Annotated in this window: 19 protein-coding genes; 11 read left to right on the forward strand and 8 right to left on the reverse strand. The window is 72.4% G+C overall.

Translation table 11 applies throughout. The features are described 5' to 3' along the window. Nucleotides 1-17 precede the first annotated feature (17 nt). Nucleotides 18-509 carry a carboxymuconolactone decarboxylase family protein gene (locus AY578_RS29575; RefSeq protein ID WP_258906307.1) on the reverse strand — a complete coding sequence of 164 codons (492 nt, stop codon included), beginning with the start codon at nt 507-509 and terminating at the stop codon, nt 18-20. A gap of 137 nt (nt 510-646) precedes the next feature. Here AY578_RS29575 and AY578_RS29580 point away from each other — a divergent pair, with 137 nt between their 5' ends. Beyond that, nucleotides 647-1,597, forward strand: a complete 951-nt coding sequence (locus AY578_RS29580; protein ID WP_051101551.1) for an RNA polymerase sigma-70 factor — start codon at nt 647-649, stop codon at nt 1,595-1,597. 28 nt (nt 1,598-1,625) lie between these two features. Here AY578_RS29580 and AY578_RS29585 read toward each other — a convergent pair whose 3' ends face one another. From AY578_RS29585 to AY578_RS29595, 3 genes are all read right to left on the reverse strand, one after another. Then, nucleotides 1,626-2,195: a DUF6328 family protein gene (locus tag AY578_RS29585; protein WP_019521512.1), complete on the reverse strand. Its 570-nt coding sequence runs from the start codon at nt 2,193-2,195 to the stop codon at nt 1,626-1,628. A gap of 104 nt (nt 2,196-2,299) precedes the next feature. Beyond that, nucleotides 2,300-4,261, reverse strand: a complete 1,962-nt coding sequence (locus AY578_RS29590; RefSeq protein ID WP_258906311.1) for an FAD/NAD(P)-binding protein — start codon at nt 4,259-4,261, stop codon at nt 2,300-2,302. Then, nucleotides 4,258-5,274 carry an amino acid ABC transporter permease gene (locus AY578_RS29595; RefSeq protein ID WP_161108820.1) on the reverse strand — a complete coding sequence of 339 codons (1,017 nt, stop codon included), beginning with the start codon at nt 5,272-5,274 and terminating at the stop codon, nt 4,258-4,260. The genes AY578_RS29590 and AY578_RS29595 overlap by 4 nt, the downstream gene beginning before the upstream one ends. 637 nt (nt 5,275-5,911) lie before the next feature. On the opposite strand from AY578_RS29595, the gene AY578_RS29600 reads away from it, so the two are divergent. From AY578_RS29600 to AY578_RS29635, 8 genes are all read left to right on the forward strand, one after another. Continuing rightward, the gene (locus AY578_RS29600) at nt 5,912-6,457 is read left to right on the forward strand and encodes a GNAT family N-acetyltransferase (RefSeq protein ID WP_028959112.1); all 546 of its coding nucleotides are present in this window, start codon (nt 5,912-5,914) and stop codon (nt 6,455-6,457) included. After that, complete coding sequence (locus AY578_RS29605; RefSeq protein ID WP_028959111.1) at nt 6,454-7,398, forward strand: ABC transporter substrate-binding protein; 945 nt, start codon at nt 6,454-6,456, stop codon at nt 7,396-7,398. Before AY578_RS29600 ends, AY578_RS29605 begins: the two co-directional genes overlap by 4 nt. Before the next feature lie 19 nt (nt 7,399-7,417). Further along, on the forward strand, nt 7,418-8,434 hold the full coding sequence (locus AY578_RS29610) for an amino acid ABC transporter permease (protein WP_019521507.1): 1,017 nt from the start codon (nt 7,418-7,420) through the stop codon (nt 8,432-8,434). Then, nucleotides 8,431-9,195 carry an ATP-binding cassette domain-containing protein gene (locus tag AY578_RS29615; protein WP_019521506.1) on the forward strand — a complete coding sequence of 255 codons (765 nt, stop codon included), beginning with the start codon at nt 8,431-8,433 and terminating at the stop codon, nt 9,193-9,195. The genes AY578_RS29610 and AY578_RS29615 overlap by 4 nt, the downstream gene beginning before the upstream one ends. A gap of 39 nt (nt 9,196-9,234) precedes the next feature. Further along, on the forward strand, nt 9,235-10,215 hold the full coding sequence (locus AY578_RS29620; protein WP_161108818.1) for an ABC transporter substrate-binding protein: 981 nt from the start codon (nt 9,235-9,237) through the stop codon (nt 10,213-10,215). Between the two features lie 88 nt (nt 10,216-10,303). Further along, on the forward strand, nt 10,304-11,506 hold the full coding sequence (locus AY578_RS29625; RefSeq protein WP_258906315.1) for an LLM class flavin-dependent oxidoreductase: 1,203 nt from the start codon (nt 10,304-10,306) through the stop codon (nt 11,504-11,506). 21 nt (nt 11,507-11,527) lie between these two features. Continuing rightward, nucleotides 11,528-12,901: an NtaA/DmoA family FMN-dependent monooxygenase gene (locus AY578_RS29630; RefSeq protein ID WP_258906321.1), complete on the forward strand. Its 1,374-nt coding sequence runs from the start codon at nt 11,528-11,530 to the stop codon at nt 12,899-12,901. Beyond that, nucleotides 12,898-13,962, forward strand: coding sequence for an LLM class flavin-dependent oxidoreductase (locus tag AY578_RS29635; protein WP_019521502.1), 1,065 nt, complete (start codon nt 12,898-12,900; stop codon nt 13,960-13,962). The genes AY578_RS29630 and AY578_RS29635 overlap by 4 nt, the downstream gene beginning before the upstream one ends. Before the next feature lie 66 nt (nt 13,963-14,028). Here AY578_RS29635 and AY578_RS29640 read toward each other — a convergent pair whose 3' ends face one another. Genes AY578_RS29640 through AY578_RS29655 form a run of 4 tightly spaced genes read right to left on the reverse strand, consistent with a single transcriptional unit; the run spans nt 14,029 to nt 18,084 of the window. After that, nucleotides 14,029-14,859 (reverse strand): DUF1684 domain-containing protein, encoded by an 831-nt coding sequence (locus tag AY578_RS29640; RefSeq protein WP_136238358.1) that lies wholly within the window; start codon nt 14,857-14,859, stop codon nt 14,029-14,031. 27 nt (nt 14,860-14,886) lie between these two features. Continuing rightward, on the reverse strand, nt 14,887-15,489 hold the full coding sequence (locus AY578_RS29645; protein WP_019521500.1) for a nitroreductase family protein: 603 nt from the start codon (nt 15,487-15,489) through the stop codon (nt 14,887-14,889). Nucleotides 15,490-15,526: 37 nt separating this feature from the next. After that, nucleotides 15,527-16,714, reverse strand: a complete 1,188-nt coding sequence (metX, locus tag AY578_RS29650; protein ID WP_258906323.1) for a homoserine O-acetyltransferase MetX — start codon at nt 16,712-16,714, stop codon at nt 15,527-15,529. Nucleotides 16,715-16,719: 5 nt separating this feature from the next. Next, on the reverse strand, nt 16,720-18,084 hold the full coding sequence (locus AY578_RS29655) for a bifunctional o-acetylhomoserine/o-acetylserine sulfhydrylase (RefSeq protein WP_019521498.1): 1,365 nt from the start codon (nt 18,082-18,084) through the stop codon (nt 16,720-16,722). 353 nt (nt 18,085-18,437) lie between these two features. On the opposite strand from AY578_RS29655, the gene AY578_RS34170 reads away from it, so the two are divergent. Together AY578_RS34170 and ssuE are read left to right on the forward strand one after the other, a co-directional pair. Beyond that, on the forward strand, nt 18,438-18,518 hold the full coding sequence (locus AY578_RS34170; RefSeq protein ID WP_350328476.1) for a putative leader peptide: 81 nt from the start codon (nt 18,438-18,440) through the stop codon (nt 18,516-18,518). Nucleotides 18,519-18,758: 240 nt separating this feature from the next. Continuing rightward, the gene (gene ssuE, locus AY578_RS29660) at nt 18,759-19,313 is read left to right on the forward strand and encodes an NADPH-dependent FMN reductase (protein ID WP_019521497.1); all 555 of its coding nucleotides are present in this window, start codon (nt 18,759-18,761) and stop codon (nt 19,311-19,313) included. Nucleotides 19,314-19,427: the final 114 nt, after the last annotated feature.

Consider the following 19,427-nt stretch of genomic DNA (forward strand, 5'->3'; position numbering starts at 1 on the left):
CGGCCCGCCCCTACAGGTCACTTCTGCGCGACCACCGCCGCGAACGTCCCCGCCTCGTACGACCCGCCCTTCTGGTGGGTGATGACCGCCAGCCGGTTGGCCGCGTTGATCATGCCGATGAGGCAGACCAGCGCGGCCGTCCGGTCGTCGTCGTAGTGCTTGCGCACCAGCGCCCAGGTCTCGTCGGACACGCCCTGGTGGGCGTCGGCGAGGCGGGTTCCCTCCTCGGCGAGAGCGAGGGCCGCCCGTTCCGCCTCCGTGAACACCGTGGTCTCGCGCCACACGGAGACCAGGTGCAGCCGGACGTTGCTCTCCCCGGCCGCGGCGGCCTCCTTGACGTGCATGTCGACGCAGTGTCCGCAGCCGTTGATCTGGCTGGCCCGCAGCGACACCAGCTCCTGCACGGACTTCGGCAGCGGCGAGTCGTGCAGCACCAGCGCCGCTCCGGCGAACCGCTTGGCGAAGCGGGAGGCGATCTCGTTCTCGAACAGGTTGAAACGGGCGTCCATCGTGTGGTCCTCACTCGTGGTCGTGTACGGGACACCCACCAGATGCCGGGCGGCCGTACCGTGTGACGGGCGGCCGGAGTGAGGTGGACCACACGCCGCCGCTGTCACAGAACGGGGCCGGCCGGCGTCCTGTGCGTATGACTGTGATCGGGAGCCGGGACCAGGGAGCGGACGTGACCAGCGGCAGCGGCGGGGACAACGGCGGGGGAGCGGGGCCCGCGACCGAGGACTTCCTCGCCCACCGCAACCTGCTGTTCACCGTCGCCTACGAGATGCTCGGCTCGGCCGCTGACGCCGAGGACGTCCTCCAGGAGACCTGGCTGCGCTGGGCCGGCGTCGACCTCGCCGAGGTGCGGGACCGGCGCGCGTACCTGGTGCGCATCACCACCCGCCAGGCCCTGACCAGGCTGCGCACACTCGGCCGCCGCAAGGAGTCCTACGTCGGCTCCTGGCTGCCCGAGCCGCTGCTCACCTCGCCCGACGTCGCCGAGGACGTCGAACTGGCCGACAGCGTCTCGATGGCGATGATGCTGGTGATGGAGACCCTCGCGCCGACCGAGCGCGCGGTGTTCGTGCTGCGCGAGGTGTTCGACGTCGGCTACGACGAGATCGCGGAGGCCGTCGGCAAGTCCCCGTCCGCGGTACGGCAGATCGCGCACCGGGCCCGCGCCCATGTGGCGGCCAGGCGCCCGCGCGGGGACGGTTCGCCGGCCCGCACCCGTGACGCCCTGGAAGCGTTCCGGCGGGCCGTGGAGACGGGCGATCTGCAGGGGCTGCTGGACGTCCTCGCGCCGGACGTCGTCCTGCTGGGCGACGGCGGCGGGATCAAGCAGGCGGTGCTGCGGCCGGTCGTGGGCGTGGACAAGGTGGCCCGGCTGCTGCGGGGCGGGCTTTTGAAGGTCCCCGCCGAGGTGACGCTGCGGCCGGCCCTCGTCAACGGCGGTCCCGCGCTGGTCCTGCACCTCGACGGCGAACTCGACAGCGTGCTCGCGGTGCGTGTCGACGACGGCCTGGTCACCGGCCTGTACGCGGTGCGCAACCCGGAGAAGCTGATCCACATGGACCGGGAGACCATGCTGCGCCGGTGAGGGCGGCCGCTTTCGGAAACTGCCGCCGTCAGGCCTGCCCGCGCTCCGCCCTGCGGGCGGCCTTGCGGCGCAGTCGCAGCGGCAGCACGTACCAGCAGAGCCCGAACCACAGCATGACCGCGCCCACCAGCACCTCGGCCAGCACGCCCGGCACCACGAACCGAAGGATCAGCAGCAGCGTGCAGCCGATGGTGAGCGCCAACAGCACCATCCCGCACACCATCAGACGTCCGGCCGCCTCCACCACCTCGTCCTTCATCCGCTGCCCGGACAGGAAGCGGTGGATGGACACGGGCGCGATCAGCGACCCGGTCGCGGCGGCGCCGAACACCACGGTCATCACGTAGATGACCTTGTCCGGCGTCGCCAGCTCACGGAACAGCGGGGTGAACGCCACGCTCAGCAGGAAACCGAAGAGGATCTGGACACCTGTCTGCGTGACACGTGTCTCCTGAAGCACCTCGTTCCAGCGGCGGTTCACCCGCTCACGCGCCGGCTCCGGCGGCTCGGCGCCGTGCCGCGCGGCACCGTCGTCGTGGTGTCCGCAGCAGGCGTGCCCGTTCTCCGTCCGCCCGGCCGGCTGCTCCGTCATCGTCATGGTGTCCTCCCCGGTTCCAGGCGGACCGTTTGCCCCGATCAGGGCCGGTCATGCCGGATCAGGGACGAGGAGGGGCGAACACGCGGGCCTCCACGGGGCGCCCGTCACACGGCGACCGACGCCTGGTCGGCCGTCGGCGACACCTCCGCCAGCGTGCGCAGCAGCGCCCTGGCCACGGCGTCGTTCTGCCGGAAACCCGGGGAGTCGGTGCGGGGCCGGGCGAACGCGGCGACGGCGCGGCTGTTGGTGGGCGCGCCCAGCGCGATCCGCCGCGGGTGCGGCCCGCCCAGTGACGGATCGACGAGCCGCCCGTCCACGGGGGACACGGTGAGGAGTCCCGAGCGGTGGGTGAACGCGGGGTCCGTGACGACCTCCTCGGCGAGCGCCCCGGAGCGGTGCAGGTCGCGCAGCAGGGGGTCCTCGGTGCGGTCGAGGCTGGGACGCGGCAGATACGCCTCGATCAGGGCGGTGGCGTGGGTGGTGTGGCCGGGGACGGTGGGGCTGGCAGCGGTGAAGGCGCCGGTGGACTCGTCGGCGGCGATCCGTACGTCCGCGCCGAGGAAGCGGACCACGCCCGCCTCCGACAGCGCGAGCAGCTGACGCAGCCGGAAACCGGGCGGCCCCGAGGCGAGGAAACTGAAGAAGCCCTGCCACCATCCGTCGAGCTGCCCGGCCACGGACCGCGCGGTCAGCCGGCCCGACCCCACCAGGCGGGGCAGCTGCCCGTAGAGGGACAGCAGGGCGAGGAACGCCCCGAGGTCGGCGCTGAACTCCGGGTTCTCCCGGCGGGCGACGTCCTCCGACACGTAGGTCCGCAGGTGGTCCTGGAAGGCGTCCGGTGAGGAGAAGGCCAGTCCGTCCAGGGGTCGGTCCAGCGCCTCGAAGTCCAGCCGGTCCGCCGGGTCCGGCACCGCCGACGCGACGAGCTCCGTCATCTCCGGGTCGTACCAGCCGAGCCGGTCGTAGGCGGCGGCGAAGTCCTCCCAGGGGAGCGTGGTCCGGCCGGGGTGGGCGTGGAACAGCTCGTGGTAGTGGCCGTAGCCGATCTCCTTCGCCATCAGCGGCCACACGTCCCGCCGCAGGTCCAGCGGACGGTCCTCGGCGAGCAGCGCGTCCACCGCGCCGGGGCCGAAATACCGGGGCAGCGCCGGGCGCGGTCCCCGGAGCCGGTAGCGGGTCTTGGAGTGGTAAGGCACTCCGCGCCGCGACCCGACGTGCAGCACGGGTTCACGGCCCGAGGGCAGGTACTGGAGGGCGCCGTCGGGGCGGGTGCGGAACCGGCCGCCGCGCCCCTCCGTGAGCAGCGACATCAGGTCGACGAAGGCCAGCCCGAAGCCGCGCACGAGGACGTGCTCGCCGGGCCGCAGCCCGGACAGGTCGGCGTCGGCGGAGAATGCCGGCGGCAGGTGGAAGCGGCCGTGCCGGCGGGCGAAGTCGGCGAACGCCCGGTGCTCGGCGGCCGGTTCGGCGCCGATGTGCCCCTGGGCGAGGACGACCAGGTCGGCGGTGAGCGGGGTGTCCCGGCCCTCCAGGCGCACCTCCTGCGGGCCCTCCGGGGGGCCGGTGACCGAGGTCGCCGTGGTGCGGTGCCACTCGACGGTGACCGACGCCGGCAGCTCGGTCAGCACCCGGCGGAACACCCAGTCCAGGTAGGCGCTCTGGGCGCGGCGGGTGGGGAAGTCGGCGGGGTCCAGCGTGCGCAGCTCGGCGAGCACCTCCGGGTCGGCGGGCTCGGCGTACGGGGCGTGGCGCGGGCCCCGGCCGGAGAACTGGGCCGCCCACTCGGCCAGCGAAGGGCCCGGCCGCACCGGGCCCTCGATGGTCGAGGACTCGTCGGTGAACATCGTGACGTCCTCCGCCATCGAGTTCATCCGCAGCAGCCCCGACTGCTCGTGCCGCCATATCCGCCCCGGTCCCGGCGGATGCGGATCGATCAGATGGACGTGCAACGCCCTTGTGCCGTCCCAGAGTTCGGGTGCGTTGGCGGCGATGCGTTCCAGCAGTCCGGTGGCGCGCGGTCCCGCGCCGACGACGGCCAGGACCGCGGGGGCGGGAGTGCCGCTCACCGGTCACCGCCGATCGTCGGACGGGCGTCGGCCGCGGTCGCCTTGCGCAGCCACAGCCGCAGCGCCGTCAGCTGGAAACACAGCCGTTGCAGCGGAGTCGGCGGCAGGGAACGGGAGTTGCCGCGCGCGTAGTAACGCTCGACGTAGAACTGGGCGATGCTCAGCGCGGTGGTGACCGCGATGTACCACAGGGTGGCGACCATCAGCAGCGGGATGATCTGGTACGTCTGGTTGTAGATCAGCTGCACCGAGTACAGCAGGTCGTGCACGGCCAGCACGCTGACGATGCTCGTGCCCTTCAGGGTGCCGATCAGCATGTTCCCCGCGGTGGGCACGATGGAGCGCATCGCCTGCGGCACGACGATCCGGCGCAGCGTACGGCGCCGGCTCAGCCCGAGCGCCTGCGCCGCCTCGGTCTGCCCGGAGTCCACCGAGAGGATGCCGCCGCGCACCACCTCGGCCGCGTACGCGCTCTCGTGCAGGGTCAGCCCGATCACCGCGGTCAGCGTCGGCCCGAGCAGGTTGACCGTCTGCACGGTGAGGAACTGCGGGCCGAACGGGATGCCGAGGCCGAGCGTCGGGTACAGCGCGCCGATGTTGAACCAGAACAGCAGCTGCACCAGCAGCGGCGTGGACCGGAAGATCCAGATGTAGCCCCAGCTGAGCGTGCGCAGCACCGGGTTGCCCGACAGCCGCATCACCGCCAGCACGGTGCCGGTCAGGAACCCCAGCACCATCACCACGGCGGTCAGCCACAGCGACAGCAGCAGCCCGTCCAGCACGGCGGAGGTGGTGAAGTACTGCCCCACCACGCTCCACTGGAAGGCGTCGTTGCGGACGACGGAGTTCAGGACCATCGCGAACAGCAGCAGGGCGAGACCGGCGGTGATCCAGCGGCCGACGTTCCGGCGCGGCACGATCCGCGGCACGTCCGTGTCGGGGGCGGCGGTCTCCGGCTGTTTTGTCGGCGGGACCGCGGCAGGGGCCGGCGTGACGCCGGAAGGCATGACCATCGAAGGACTCTCCGGGGGAGGGGCGCAGACGTGGATGACCGCCCGGCGGCAACCCGTGGCCCCTGGCGCGGCAGTGGCTGCCCGCGCGGGCACGGTGCGCCGGGGTCCGGCGTCGTCACATGCGCCGCGTCCCTCAACGCGGCCGGAGCGGACACCCGTTCCACACGGGCGGCCCGTCCGTCGCCGATCGTAAGCGCCTGTGGCCACGCCGTGTCAACACCGCGTCCTGAAGGCCGGTCGCCCGCGCGTCCCGAAGCACCGGGCCGGCGTCCCGGCATCCGAGCGCCGCTTGACGTGCGGCGCGATGTACTGCTCAATAAGTCGCATGAATGCCCAGCAGCGCTTGGTGTCGCGCGATCACATCGACTTCGGTCGAGTGTGGTCCGCCGCGTGTTGCGCCTGACTCGGCAGCGGGCCGTCCGACCGGCCCTTCCCTCCCTCGGTGACCCCGTCGCGGGCCGAGCTCTTCTCCCACGCGCGCTGCCGCACCCCTGAATCTCCCGACGCCCGGCGTCGTCACACTTCCCTGCACCCGTCCGCCTGACGGTTCGTCATCCCCGCTCGCAGCACACCCGTGGTCCAGACATGCGTGCATGCGGCCGGGACGCCCCGAGAGGTCACGCCCATTTTCGCCCAAGTGACGCCCGAAGAAGCCGAGTTCACCTTCGTCGAAGTGCCGGTGTCCGACCCCCGGGTGCGCCCGCTGCTGCGCGAACTCGGCGACGAGTACTCCTCCCGCTACGGTCGCGACGCCCACGCCGAGCTGACCCGCTACCCCGACGAGGAGTTCACCGCGCCGCACGGCGGCGTCCTGCTGCTGCTCCTGGAGCGGGGCGAGCCGGTCGCCGGCGGCGCCTTCCGCCGCTACGACCCGCACACCGCCGAACTCAAGCGCATCTGGACGCACTCCGCGCACCGCCGGCGCGGCCTCGCCCGCCGCGTCGTCGGCGAGCTGGAGCGCGTCGCCCGCACCCGCGGCTACCGGCGCCTGTACCTCACCACCGGCCCGCGCCAGCCCGAGGCCCGCGGCCTCTACCTGGCCACCGGCTACACACCCCTGTTCGACACGGACGCCGACCCCGAAACCATCGGCCCGCTGCCCTTCGAGAAACACCTCGCCCACACGGCACGCCCCGAGCGCGCCGCGACCCCTCCGCACACCCGAAAGGCCTCCCGCCCGTGAACCTCAGAATTCGGCTCCACCGCGCCGCTGCGCTCGCCCTGCTCCCGCTGCTGGCCCTCACCGCCTGCGGCTCCGGCGACACCGACGGCACGGCACCGGCGGGAGCCCAGGCCGCTCCGAAGGACGACCCGGTCGCCGACGTCCGCACGGTCGACTCGATCGCCGCCCTGTTGCCCGCCGACGTCCGCAAGACCGGCACGCTCCGCGTCGGCAGCTCGGTCGGCTTCCCGCCCGGCGCCTACTACCCCAACGGCACCGACAAGGACCCCGAGGGCCAGGACATCGACATCGCCGACGCCGTCGCCAAGGTGCTCGGCCTTGAACTCCAGCGTCAGGACGCCTCCTTCGAGACGATCCTGCCCGCCCTCGGCAGCGGCAAGTACGACGTCGGCACCGGCAACTTCGGCGTCACCGCGGAACGCCTCAAGACCATCGACTTCGTCACCTACATCAACGACGGCCAGGGTTTCGCCGTCCGCAAGGGCGACACCGAGCTCGGCAAGAAGAAGATCACCGACCTGGTCCAGCTGTGCGGCCTGACCATCGGCACCGGCGCCGGCACCACCTTCGAGGCCACCCTCACCGCCGAGAAGGGCGTCTGCGCCAAGGCCGGCAAGAAGCCGTACGACGTGAAGGTCTACGCCGAGAACGCCGCCACCCTCACCGCGCTGCAGCAGGGCCGCATCGACGTCATCATGTCGACCATCAACGGCCTGCGCCACCAGGCCTCGCAGCCCGCCTCGCAGACCGAGTTCCTCGGCGAGTTCCACCGCCTCGACGTCGGCTTCGCCTTCAAGAAGGGCTCCCCGCTCACCAAGGCGTTCCAGGCCGCCGTCAACGAGCTGATCAAGAACGGCACGTACACCCGGATCCTCGAGAAGTGGGGCACCACCGCCTCGGCGATCGACGCGTCCGAGATCAACCCGCGCGAACACCTCTGAGCCGAGCAGGAACCACGCCATGGCATCCACCACCGACACCGCGCCACCCGGCCCGGCCGCCCCCGGCGCGCAGGCCCCGCCCCTGCCCGACGACCCGGCGGGACTGAAGGTCGTCCCCGCCCGCCACTACGCCCGCTGGGCCGCGGCCGCCGCCGTGGTCGTGCTGGTCGCCCAGTTCACCCACGGCCTGGCCACCAATCCCGTCTGGGAATGGGACGTCTTCCGGGACTACGTGCTGTCCGAGACGATCGTCCAGGCGGTGTGGGTGACGCTCCAGCTCACCGCCTACGCCACCGTCCTGGGCTTCCTGCTGGGCACCGTCCTCGCCTTCATGCGGCTGTCCCGGAGCCCCGTGCTGCAGACCGTCGCCTGGACCTACATCTGGATCTTCCGGTCCATCCCGATGATCGTGCAGCTGGTGTTCTGGTTCAACCTGAGCGCCCTCTACGACCGGCTGGGCTTCGGCATCCCCTTCGGCCCGGTGTTCTGGTCCGTCGACAGCAACAGCATCATCGGCACCATCGGCGCCGCCGTCATCGGACTGACTCTCCACCAGGCCGCCTACGCCGCCGAGATCGTGCGCGGCGGCGTCCTCGCCGTCGACGAGGGCCAGCTGGAGGCGGCCGCCGCGCTCGGCATCCCCCGGCTGCGGCAGATCCGGCGCATCGTCCTCCCGCAGGCCATGCGCGCCATCCTGCCCACCGCCGGCAACGAGATCATCGGCCTGCTCAAAGGCACCTCGGTGGTCTACGTGATGTCCATCGGCGAGCTCTTCTACCAGGTGCAGGTCATCTACGGCCGCAACGGCCGGGTCATCCCCCTGCTGCTGGTCGCCACCGCCTGGTACGTCGTCCTGACCTCCCTGCTGTCGGTCGCCCAGTACTACGTGGAACGCCGCTACGCCCGCGGCGCCGACCGCACCCCGCCGCCCACCCCGCTGCAGCGCGCCCGCCGCTTCGTCCGCACCCTGCGCGCGGAAGCGGGCCGGCGCCACCGGCCCGTCGTACCGTTCAAGCCCCTGGGAGACATCCGATGAGCGACGTCATGGTGGACGTGCGCGGCGTCCACAAGAGCTTCGGCCCGCTGGAGGTGCTGCGCGGCGTCGACCTGAGGGTCCGGGCCGGCGAGGTCACCGTCGTCCTCGGCCCGTCCGGCTCCGGCAAGTCCACACTGCTGCGCACCATCAACCACCTGGAGAAGGTCAACCGGGGATGGATCAGCATCGACGGCGAGCTCGTCGGCTACCGCCGCTCCGGCAACCGGCTGCACGAGCTGAAGGAGAAGGACGTACTGAAGCAACGGACCCACATCGGGTTCGTCTTCCAGAACTTCAACCTCTTCCCGCACCTCACCGTGCTCGACAACCTCGTCGAGGCGCCCGTCGCCGCCCTGCGCCGCCCGCGCAAGGAGGCCGTGGAGACGGCCCGGCGGCTGCTCGCCCGCGTCGGTCTCGCCGACAAGGCCGACGCCTACCCGCGGCAGCTCTCCGGCGGACAGCAGCAGCGCGTCGCCATCGCCCGCGCACTCGCCCTCGAACCGAAGGTGCTGCTGTTCGACGAGCCCACCTCGGCCCTCGACCCGGAACTCGTGGGAGAGGTCCTCGACGTCATCAAGGACCTGGCCCGCACCGGCACCACCATGATCGTCGTGACCCATGAGATCGGCTTCGCCCGCGAGGTCGCCGACACCGTGGTGTTCATGGACGGCGGAGTCGTCGTGGAGCAGGGGCCGCCCTCGGCCGTCCTGGACGAGCCGCAGCACGAGCGCACCCGCGCCTTCCTCTCCAAGGTCCTCTGACCGCCCCGCCCGTCCCTCTCGCACGCAAGGAGCACCCCTGTGTCCCCCTCGACCCTCCGCCGCACCGCCGCCGCGCTCGCCCTGACCTCCGCCCTCGCCCTCTCCGGCTGCGGCAACCCCGACGACGGAGGCACCACCGAGGTCGACTCCGGCAACGGCGGCAAGACGAAGATCAACCTGACCGCCGACCAGGACCGCGTCCGCACCGACAAGGTCGACGCCATCGCCGCCAAGGTCCCGGCGGAGGTACGCAAGAGAGGCACCCTGGAGGTGGTGAACTCCTCCGGCTCCGCCGCGCCGCTCACCTTCGTCGCCACCGACAACAGGACCGTCATCGGCGTCGAACCCGACATCGCCTCGCTGGTCGCCGACGTGCTCGGCCTGGAACTGCGGCTCAACCCCGTCTCCTGGGAGAACATCTTCGTCGGCCTCGACAGCGGCAAGTACGACGCCGGCTTCAGCAACATCACCGTCACCGAGGAACGCAAGGAGAAGTACGACTTCGCCACCTACCGCGAGGACAACCTCGGCTTCGAAGCCAAGAAGGGCAGCGGACTGAAGGTCGACGGACCCGAGGACGTGGCCGGCCTCACCGTCGCGGTCAGCAGCGGCACCAACCAGGAGAAGCTCCTCATCGAGTGGAGCAAGGAGAACGAGCGGGCCGGCCGCGAACCGGTGGACATCAAGTACTACCAGAACGACAGCGACACCTATCTCGCCCTCCAGTCCGGCCGCATCGACGTCTACCTCGGCCCCAACCCCACCGCCGCCTACCACGCGGCGACCACCGGCAAGACCGAGGTCGTCGGGACCTACTCCGGCGCCGGCGCGGACCTCCAGGGCCTCATCGCCGCCACCACCAAGAAGGACAGCGGACTGGTCGAGCCCCTCGCCGAGGCGATCGACCACGTCATCGAGAACGGCACCTACGCCAAGGTCCTCAAGCGCTGGGGCCTGTCCGACGAGGCCGTCACCACGTCCGAGATCAACCCGCCCGGTCTGCCCAGGACCGCGAGCTGACCACCGGACCCCGGCGCGGGGACGGCGCTCCCCGCCGTCCCCGTGCCCTCCACCCTCCACCGTCACGGACTTCCTGGAAGGCACCGACGTGTCCCCGACACCCGCATCACCCCTGCACCTCGCCGTCGCCCTGGAGGGCACCGGCTGGCACCCGGCCTCCTGGCGCGAACCGGTGTCCCGCCCCCGCGAGCTGTTCACCGCCCGTTACTGGGCCGACCTGGTCGCCGAGGCCGAACACGGCCTGCTCGACTTCGTCACCCTGGAGGACGGCCTCGGCCCCCAGACCTCCCGCTTCCTCGAACCCGACGACCGCACCGACCAGGTGCGCGGCCGCCTCGACGCCGTCCTCACCGCCGCCCGGATCGCCCCCCTGACCCGGCACATCGGCCTCGTCCCGACCGCCGTGGTCACCCACACCGAGCCGTTCCACCTCTCCAAGGCGATCGCCACCCTCGACTACGTCAGCACCGGCCGGGCCGGCGTCCGCGTGCAGATCACCGCCCGCCCCGACGAGGCCGCCCACTTCGGCCGCCGTACCGTCCCCCGGATCGACTCCTGGGAGGACCCGGCCGTCCGGAACTCCGTGACCGAACTGTTCGACGAGGCCGCCGACTACGTCGAGGTGCTGCGCCGGCTCTGGGACAGCTGGGAGGACGACGCCGAGATCCGTGACGTCGCCACCGGACGCTTCATCGACCGGGACAAGCTGCACCACATCCACTTCGAGGGACGGCACTTCAGCGTCAAGGGCCCCTCCATCACCCCCCGCCCGCCGCAGGGCCAGCCCCTGGTCAGCGCGCTCGCCCACGACACGGTCCCCTACCGCCTGGTGGCCCGCTCCGCCGACGTCGGCTACGTCACCCCGCACGACGCCGGCCAGGCCCGGGACATCGTCGCCACCGTCCGGGAGGAGCAGGAGGCCGCCGGACGCGCCGCGGAAGCCCTGCACGTCTTCGGCGACCTCACCGTCTTCCTCGACGACGACCCGGCCGAGGCCGCCGCCCGCCGCGCCCGCCTGGACGACCTCGCCGCGGAGCCGTACACGCCCGACGCCCGCGTCTTCACCGGCACCCCCGCCCAACTCGCCGACCTCCTGCTGGAGTTCCAGGCAGCCGGGCTCACTGGGTTCCGGCTGCGGCCCGCCGTCCACGGCCACGACCTCCCGGCGATCACCCGCGGCCTCGTCCCCGAACTCCAGCGCCGCGGCGCCTTCCGCCGCGCCTACGAGGCCGGCACCCTGCGCGGCCTGCTGGGTCTGCCCCGGCCCGCCAACCGTTACGCCACCGCCTGAGCCGGAGGAGCGACCACCGCCATGAGCAAGCCGCTGAAGCAGATCCACCTCGCCGCCCACTTCCCGGGCGTCAACAACACCACCGTGTGGAGCGACCCCGCGTCCGGCAGCCACATCGAGTTCAGCTCCTTCGCGCACTTCGCCCGCACCGCCGAACGTGCCAAGTTCGACTTCCTGTTCCTCGCCGAAGGGCTCCGGCTCCGCGAACAGGGCGGCAGGATCTACGACCTGGACGTCGTCGGCCGCCCCGACACGTTCACCGTGCTGTCCGCGCTCGCCGCCGTCACCGACCGCCTCGGACTGACCGGCACCATCAACTCCACCTTCAACGAGCCCTACGAGGTGGCCCGCCAGTTCGCCAGCCTCGACCACCTCTCCGGCGGCCGCGCCGCCTGGAACGTCGTCACCTCCTGGGACGCGTTCACCGGCGAGAACTTCCGCCGCGGGGGCTTCCTGCCGCAGCAGGAGCGCTACTCCCGCGCCAAGGAGTTCCTGGCCACCGCCCACGAACTGTTCGACTCCTGGCACGGCGACGAGATCCTCGCCGACCAGGAGACCGGCGTCTTCCTCCGCGACGCCAAGGCCGGCGCCTTCGTCCACCGGGGACAGCACTTCGACATCCACGGCCGGTTCAACGTCCCGCGCTCCCCGCAGGGACGCCCCGTCATCTTCCAGGCCGGAGACTCCGAGGAGGGACGCGAGTTCGCCGCGTCCGACGCCGACGCCATCTTCAGCCGCCATGCCACCCTCGACGCCGGCCGCGCCTTCTACACCGACGTCAAGCGACGCCTCGCCAAGTACGGCCGCCGACCCGACCAGCTGCTCATCCTGCCCGCCGCCACCTTCACCCTCGCCGACACCGACGAGGAGGCGCGAGAGCTGGCGAAGACGGTGCGCCGCCAGCAGGTCAGCGGCGCCACCGCCCTGCGTCACCTGGAGTTCGTCTGGAACCGGGACCTCTCCGGCTACGACCCCGACGGTCCGCTGCCCGACATCGACCCGGACGTCAGCAGCCGCCACATCGCCGAGGGCCGCGCCCAGGTCCGCATGTACCGCGATCCGCTGGCCACCGCCCGAGAGTGGCGCGAACTGGCCGCCGCCAACAACTGGTCCATCCGCGACCTCGTCATCGAGACCGGCAACCGGCAGAACTTCGTCGGCTCCGCCGAGACCATCGCCCGGACCATCGACGAGTACGTGCAGAACGACGCGAGCGACGGCTTCATCCTGGTCCCGCACGTCACCCCCACCGGCCTCGACGCCTTCGCCGACAAGGTCGTCCCGCTGCTCCAGGAACGCGGCGTCTTCCGCACCGAGTACGAGGGCCCCACCCTCCGCCACCACCTGGGCCTCGCCCACCCGGACGAGCTCGGCGAACGGCGGGACGCCTCATGAAGTTCCTCGCGGTCACCCTGATCGTCCACCGCCCCGACCCCGTCACCGGCGTGCTCAAGCCGACCCACGACCGTCTCCGCGAGGTCGTCGACAACGCCGTCCTCGCCGAGGAACTCGGCTTCGACGGCTTCGGCGTGGGGGAGCGGCACGAGCGGCCCTTCCTCTCCTCCGCGCCCACCGTCGTCCTCAGCCACCTCGCGGCCCTGACCCGCCGTATCCGCCTCTTCACCGCGGTCACCACGCTCAGCCTGCTCGACCCGGTGCGCGCCTACGAGGACTACGCCACCCTCGACCACCTCTCCAGGGGCCGCCTCGACCTCATCATCGGCAAGGGCAACGGCACGGCCCAGCGCGAGCTGTTCCAGGTCACCCCCGAGGACCAGTGGGACCGCAACGCCGAGAGCTACGACGTGTTCCGCAGGATCTGGCGGCAGGACAGGATCACCGCCGACACCCGCTTCCGCCCGCCGCTCAAGGACGCCGAGGTCTGGCCGCGCCCCTACCAGCGGCCCGTCCGCGTCTGGCACGGCAGCGCCACCAGCAGGGAGTCCGTCGACCTGGCCGCCCGCCACGGCGACCCGCTGTTCTCCGCGAACGTCACGCACCCCATCGAGCCCTACGCCGAGCTGATCGACCACTACCGGGAGCGCTGGGCGCACTACGGCCACGACCCGGCGCGGCTCACGGTCGGCGCCGGCACGGCCGGGCTGCTGGTCGCCCGCACCTCCCAGGAGGCGGCCCAGACCTACCGGCCGGTCTTCGAGGCCAACCTGGCCTTCCAGAAGGAGACCGGGCTGCCGGTGGTCTTCGAGACGGTGGAGGACTTCGTCGAGCGCAGCTCCGCCCTGATCGGCAGCCCGCAGCAGATCGTCGACAAGGTGCACCGCTACCACGAGCGGTTCGGGCACAGCGTCCTCCATGTGCACGCCGACGCGGGCGGACTGCCCGACTCCGTGCACCGCGACTCCCTCGAACGCTTCCAGTCCGAGGTGGCCCCCGCCCTCCGGCACGCCCTGCCGGACCCGCCGTTCCCGTGGGAGCCGGTCAGTCCGGTCCCGTGACGCGGCCGCACGTATGGCGACCCCTCCGGCCCGCGGATGCCGGAGGGGTCGCCGTATGTACGGTGCTCAGGCCGCGGCGGACTGCCGCTCGTACGGGATCGTCTCGCCGGCCTCGATCGCGACCGGCAGCCGGTTCTCCGCCGGCGGGAGGGGGCAGGTCGCGAAGTCGGTGTAGGCGCACGGCAGGTTGGTGGCGCGGTTGAAGTCCAGGACCACGCGGTTGTCCGGACCTGGGGCGTCGATCTTCAGCGCCCGGTTGGCGGCGTACGTGGTCACGCCGGACGTCGCGTCGGTGAACAGCACCAGCAGGTCGCCCGGTCCGCCGCCCTCGAACGCGGTCAGCTCCAGCTCCTGCCCGTCGATCTCGAAGCGGACCGTGCCGGGGGCGTCGTAGACGTGCTCGAGCCCCTCGACGGCGGCCCCCACCGTGGTGGGACGCGGCTCCGGGAACGGCACGTAGGTGCCGGTGACCCGCCAGCGCGGGTCGGGCGCGTAGGCGGGGGTGCCGGTGAACTGGGTGCGCAGCGGGTGGTCGGGGTGGCGGGGCCGGACCACGTCCTGGCCGCCCCTGCGCGCTGTCTCGATCACCGCGTCGCCCCAGACGGCGTACACGGAGGCGCGCTCCGCGAGGACGCCGAAGCGGTGCCGGCCGCGCACGGTGGCGCCGTCGACGACCAGCTCCTCCCCGTCGTCCAGCTCGACGGTCACGCCGTCGTCCCCGGCCGACCAGACGCCGGGCGTGCCGGGGAACCGCTGCGGCTCGGATGACGGCCAGTACAGGCCGGTGACGGCGAGGAACCCGTGCTCATGGGCGAGTGCGGCGTCCTTGTGCCGGTGCCACTCCTCCCACTCGGTGACGAAGGTGTCGGTACTGAGGGGTGACTCCTGAACGGTCATGTGCGGTCCTCCGGTGGAGAGTTGAGGTCAAGGGCGGACGGGCAGCGGGGTGCCCCAGGTGCGGGCGAAGAACGTCTCCGCGCCGGGGCGCCGCTCACGGACGGCGGTCTCCCGCTCGCGCAGCTTCGGCGGCAGCAGCTCCGCCGGGGCAAGCGCCCCCACGGCGACGACGGACAGCGGCCGGAAACCCTCCGGCACGCCCAGCGACGCACGCAACGCGTCGGCGTCGAAGCCGGACATCTGATGGGCGTGCAGACCCAAGGCATGCGCCTGCAGGGCGAGTTGGGCCACCGACAGCCCGGTGTCGTAGGCGGGCCCGGGCTGCGGCACGCCGTTCTCGACGCGGTCCTCCGCCACCGCCGCCACCAGCAGCGAACTGGTGCCGGCCCACTGCTGGTTGAAGGGGATGAGCGCGTCAAGGATGCGCAGGTACGTGCCGTCGCCGCGCCGGCCGACCAGGAACCGCCAGGGCTGGGCGTTGAAGGCGGAGGGCGCCCAGCGGGCCGCCTCCAGCAGGGAGGCCAGCTCCTCGTCGCCCAGGGTGTGGGCGGCGTCGAACGACCGGGGGCTCCAGCGGTCGGCGAGCAGCGGGTGGACGGCCGCGGCGGTGGTCGCGGTGTGGGGTGACATCGGGGGAGGTCCTTACTCGTCAGGGGTGTGAGACTCGTCAGGGGTCTGAGCGGTGACGTCCCGGCGTCCGGGGCGGGACCGGGGGAGCGGCGGGCAGGAGTTCACGCACCAGCGCGGCGACCTGCTCCACCTCGATCAGGAAGCCGTCGTGGCCGTACGGCGACTCGACGACGCGCGGCGCGTCCGCCGTGGGGATGCCGGCCGCCAGCTCGGCCTGCTGGGACGGCGGGTAGAGCCGGTCGGAGTCCACGCCGGCGACCAGCGTGGGGGCGGTGACCCGGCCGAGCGCGGCCCGCACCCCGCCCCTTCCGCGGCCGACGTCATGGCTGTTCATCGCCTCCGACAGCACGACGTAGCTGGCCGCGTCGAAGCGGCGCACCAGCTTGTCCGCGTGGTGGTCCAGGTAGGAGGCGACCTGGTAGCGGCCGCCGCGCCAGGGGTCCTCCGCCTCCTGCGGGCTGCGTCCGAAGCGGCTCTGCAGCTCCGGCTCGCTGCGGTAGGTGATGTGGGCGATGCGGCGGGCCACGCCGAGCCCGGCGTGCGGGCCGCGCCCGGTGTCGTGGTAGTGGCCGTCGTGCCAGTGCGGGTCGGAGCGGATGGCGTGCAGCTGCGTCTCCGCCCACGCGATCTGCTCCGCGCTCGCCGCCGCCGTGGTCGCCAGCAGCAGCAGTGCGCCGGTGCGCTCCGGGTACGACACGGCCCACTCAACGGCCCGCATCCCGCCCATCGACCCGCCGACGACCAGCGCCCATCGGTCGACGCCCAGCGCGTCGGCGAGGGCGGCCTCGGCGGTGACCTGGTCGCGCTGGGTGAGGAACGGGAAGTCGCCGCCCCAGCGCCGCCCGGACGGGCCGCGGGAGGACGGGCCGGTGCTGCCCTGGCAGCCGCCGAGCACGTTCGGCGCGACCACGAACCAGCGGTCCGTGTCGAGCGCCCGCCCCGGCCCCACGAGCCCGTCCCACCAGCCGGGCGTGGGATGCCCCGGACCGGCGGGTCCTGCGACATGGCTGTCACCGGTGAGGGCGTGCAGCACCAGCACCGCGTTCGACCGGTCCGGCGCCAGCCGTCCCCACGTCTCGAACGCCAGCCGTACGCCCGGCAGTTCACCGCCCGCCTCAAGGGCAAGCGGCTCCGGGTGCGCGTACCACTGCCGCCGCCCGGGCGGGTCCCCCTCCCGCCAGGCCCCGGAGGCCGGCGGGAGGGGGACCGGTGACGGCGTCAGCACGGTGTTCAGGACGCGCCCTTCGCCGCGCGGAACCCGGCCTCCAGATCGGCCTTGAGGTCCTCGAGGGCCTCGATGCCGACGGACAGCCGCACCAGTCCGGGCGAGGTGCCGGTGGCCGCGAGCTGCTCCTCGTCGAGCTGGCTGTGGGTGGTGGACGCCGGGTGGATGATGAGGCTGCGCACGTCGCCGATGTTGGCGAGATGGCTGAACAGGCTCACGGCGTCCACGAACCGCTTGCCGGCCTCCACGCCGTCCCGCAGCTCGAAGGAGACGATGGCGCCCGCGCCACGCGGCAGGTACTTCTGCCCCGCCTCGTACCAGGGGCTGGACGGCAGTCCCGCGTAGTGCACGGCGGCGACCTCGTCGCGCTGCTCAAGCCACTCGGCGAGCGCCTGCGCGTTCGAGGAGTGCCGCTCGATGCGCAGGCTGAGCGTCTCCACGCCCTGCAGCAGCAGGAACGCCGAGTGCGGGGACAGCGCGGGACCGAGGTCGCGCAGCAGCTGCACCCGCAGCTTCACCGCGAACGCGCCCGGACCGAGGGCCGGCCAGTAGCGCAGGCCGTGGTAGCTCGGGTCGGGCTCGCTGAAGTCGGGGAACCGGTCGGCGTGCGCCCCGAAGTCGAAGGTGCCGCCGTCGACGACCACACCCGCGATGGCCGTGCCGTGACCGCCCAGGAACTTCGTCGCCGAGTGCACCACGACGTCCGCGCCGTGCTCCAGCGGCCGCAGCAGGTACGGCGTCGGCACCGTGTTGTCCACGATCAGCGGCACACCCGCCGCGTGTGCGACGTCCGCGACCGCCCGCACGTCGAGCACGTTGCCGCGCGGGTTGCCCAGCGACTCCGCGAACAGCGCCTTGGTGTTGGGGCGGATCGCCGCCCGCCACGCCTCCGGGTCGTCGGGGTCGTCCACGAAGGACACCTCGACGCCGAACTTCGGCAGCGTGTGCCGGAACAGGTTGTACGTGCCGCCGTACAGGGAGGTGCTCGACACGATGTGGTCGCCGGCGCTCGCCACGGTCAGCAGCGCCAGCGTCTCCGCGGCCTGCCCCGAGGACAGCGCCACGGCCGCGACACCGCCCTCCAGCGCGGCGATCCGCTGCTCGAAGACGTCCTGGGTCGGGTTGTGGATGCGGGTGTAGATGTTGCCGGGCTCGGCCAGGGCGAACAGGTCGGCGGCGTGCTGCGTGTCGCGGAACACGAACGACGTCGTCTGATAGATCGGCGTCGCGCGGGCCCCGGTCGTGGGGTCGGGCTCCGCGCCCGCGTGGACCTGCTTGGTCTCGAAGGACCAGGCCGGCGTGGTGTCCGCGGCGGACTCCCCGTCGGTGGTGTGGCCTGCGGTGACGGAGTCGATGGGCTGGCTGCTCATGAGAGTGCTCCCTGGCGGAGAAAGGGGGATGTGGTCGTGCCTGAGGACGCCACGGCGCCGCGCGTCACGGCCCCGACACAAGGGGGCGGTGGTCAGCGCAGTGCGGTGACACAGGAAGGAGAGAAGAGCGGCCGGACTACCGGCCGGGCGCGCGCGGCGTCAGCTCGCGGCGTAACAGCCCGTGGTGGTGACACGCACGTAATCGACGTGGCGGCGGGTCACGAGCACGGTCATGCGCTCAGGTAACCACACGCCGGCGGCGCCGCGCCAGATCGACGGCAGCCGTCTCACCCGCCGGGACGGCCTCCGGGCGTTCTTGACCCGTGTCACCGACTGCTGTTTTGATCGACGGCATGAAGCGACAGGACCTCACGCGGCGACGCCATGTCGACCTTGCGCGTGTCTCCAGTTCCTGCTGTCGCACCCGGGCCTGAGCGCGACCGAGGACACCCCTCGCCCCGCTCCTTCTCCCCGATCTTTTCCCTGATCCCGGCCTCCGGCCGCTCCGCCGACGCCTGCCGTCGTCGCAGCGCCGTCGCCTGACACCCCCTCACGCGCTCCCCGGCCGGCCGCGCAACGGACGCCGCCCGTCCCGCCGTTGCCCGCGGGCCGGCCGTCACCACCCGCCGTCGCCCCGCCCGACCCGCCCGCACCGATCCTCGGAAGGTCCTCGCATGGCCACCATCCTGTCCGTCTCCGGAAGCCCCTCCGCCACCTCCCGCACCGCCCGGCTGCTGCGCCACCTCGACCAGCGGCTCGTCGCCCAGGGGCACGAGGTCATACCGCTCGACGTGCGCACCCTCCCGCCCGAGGCGCTGCTGCACGCCGACTTCCGCCATCCGGCGATCGTCGAGACCACCGCCCTCTTCCAGCAGGCCGACGGCGTCGTCATCGGCACCCCCGTCTACAAGGCCGCCTACTCCGGCCTGCTGAAGGCGCTGCTGGACCTGCTGCCGCAGTACGCGCTCACCGGGAAGACCGTCCTGCCGCTCGCCACCGGGGGCACCACCGCCCATGTCCTCGCCATCGACTACGCGCTGCGGCCCGTGCTCAACTCCATGGGCCCCGCCCACATCACGCCCGGCTGGTTCACCCTCGACAAGGAGATCACCGTGGGCGACGACGGCACCCTGACCGTCGCCCCCGCCGCGGCCGAGGCGCTGGCCCAGGTCACCGACCAGTTCTCCCGCGCGCTCGGCGGCCGCACTCTGCTGGCGGCCACCGGATGAGCGCCGCGGGGCGGCACGAGGTACGCCGTCCCCCGCACCCGGAGCCGTGACGTGGCTCCGCGGCCGCCCCGCCACGGCCTTCTCTGACGACGCACGACGCGAACGGAGCCCTCC

Source organism: Streptomyces thermocarboxydus, from assembly GCF_024760485.1.
GTDB lineage: Bacteria > Actinomycetota > Actinomycetes > Streptomycetales > Streptomycetaceae > Streptomyces > Streptomyces cellulosae.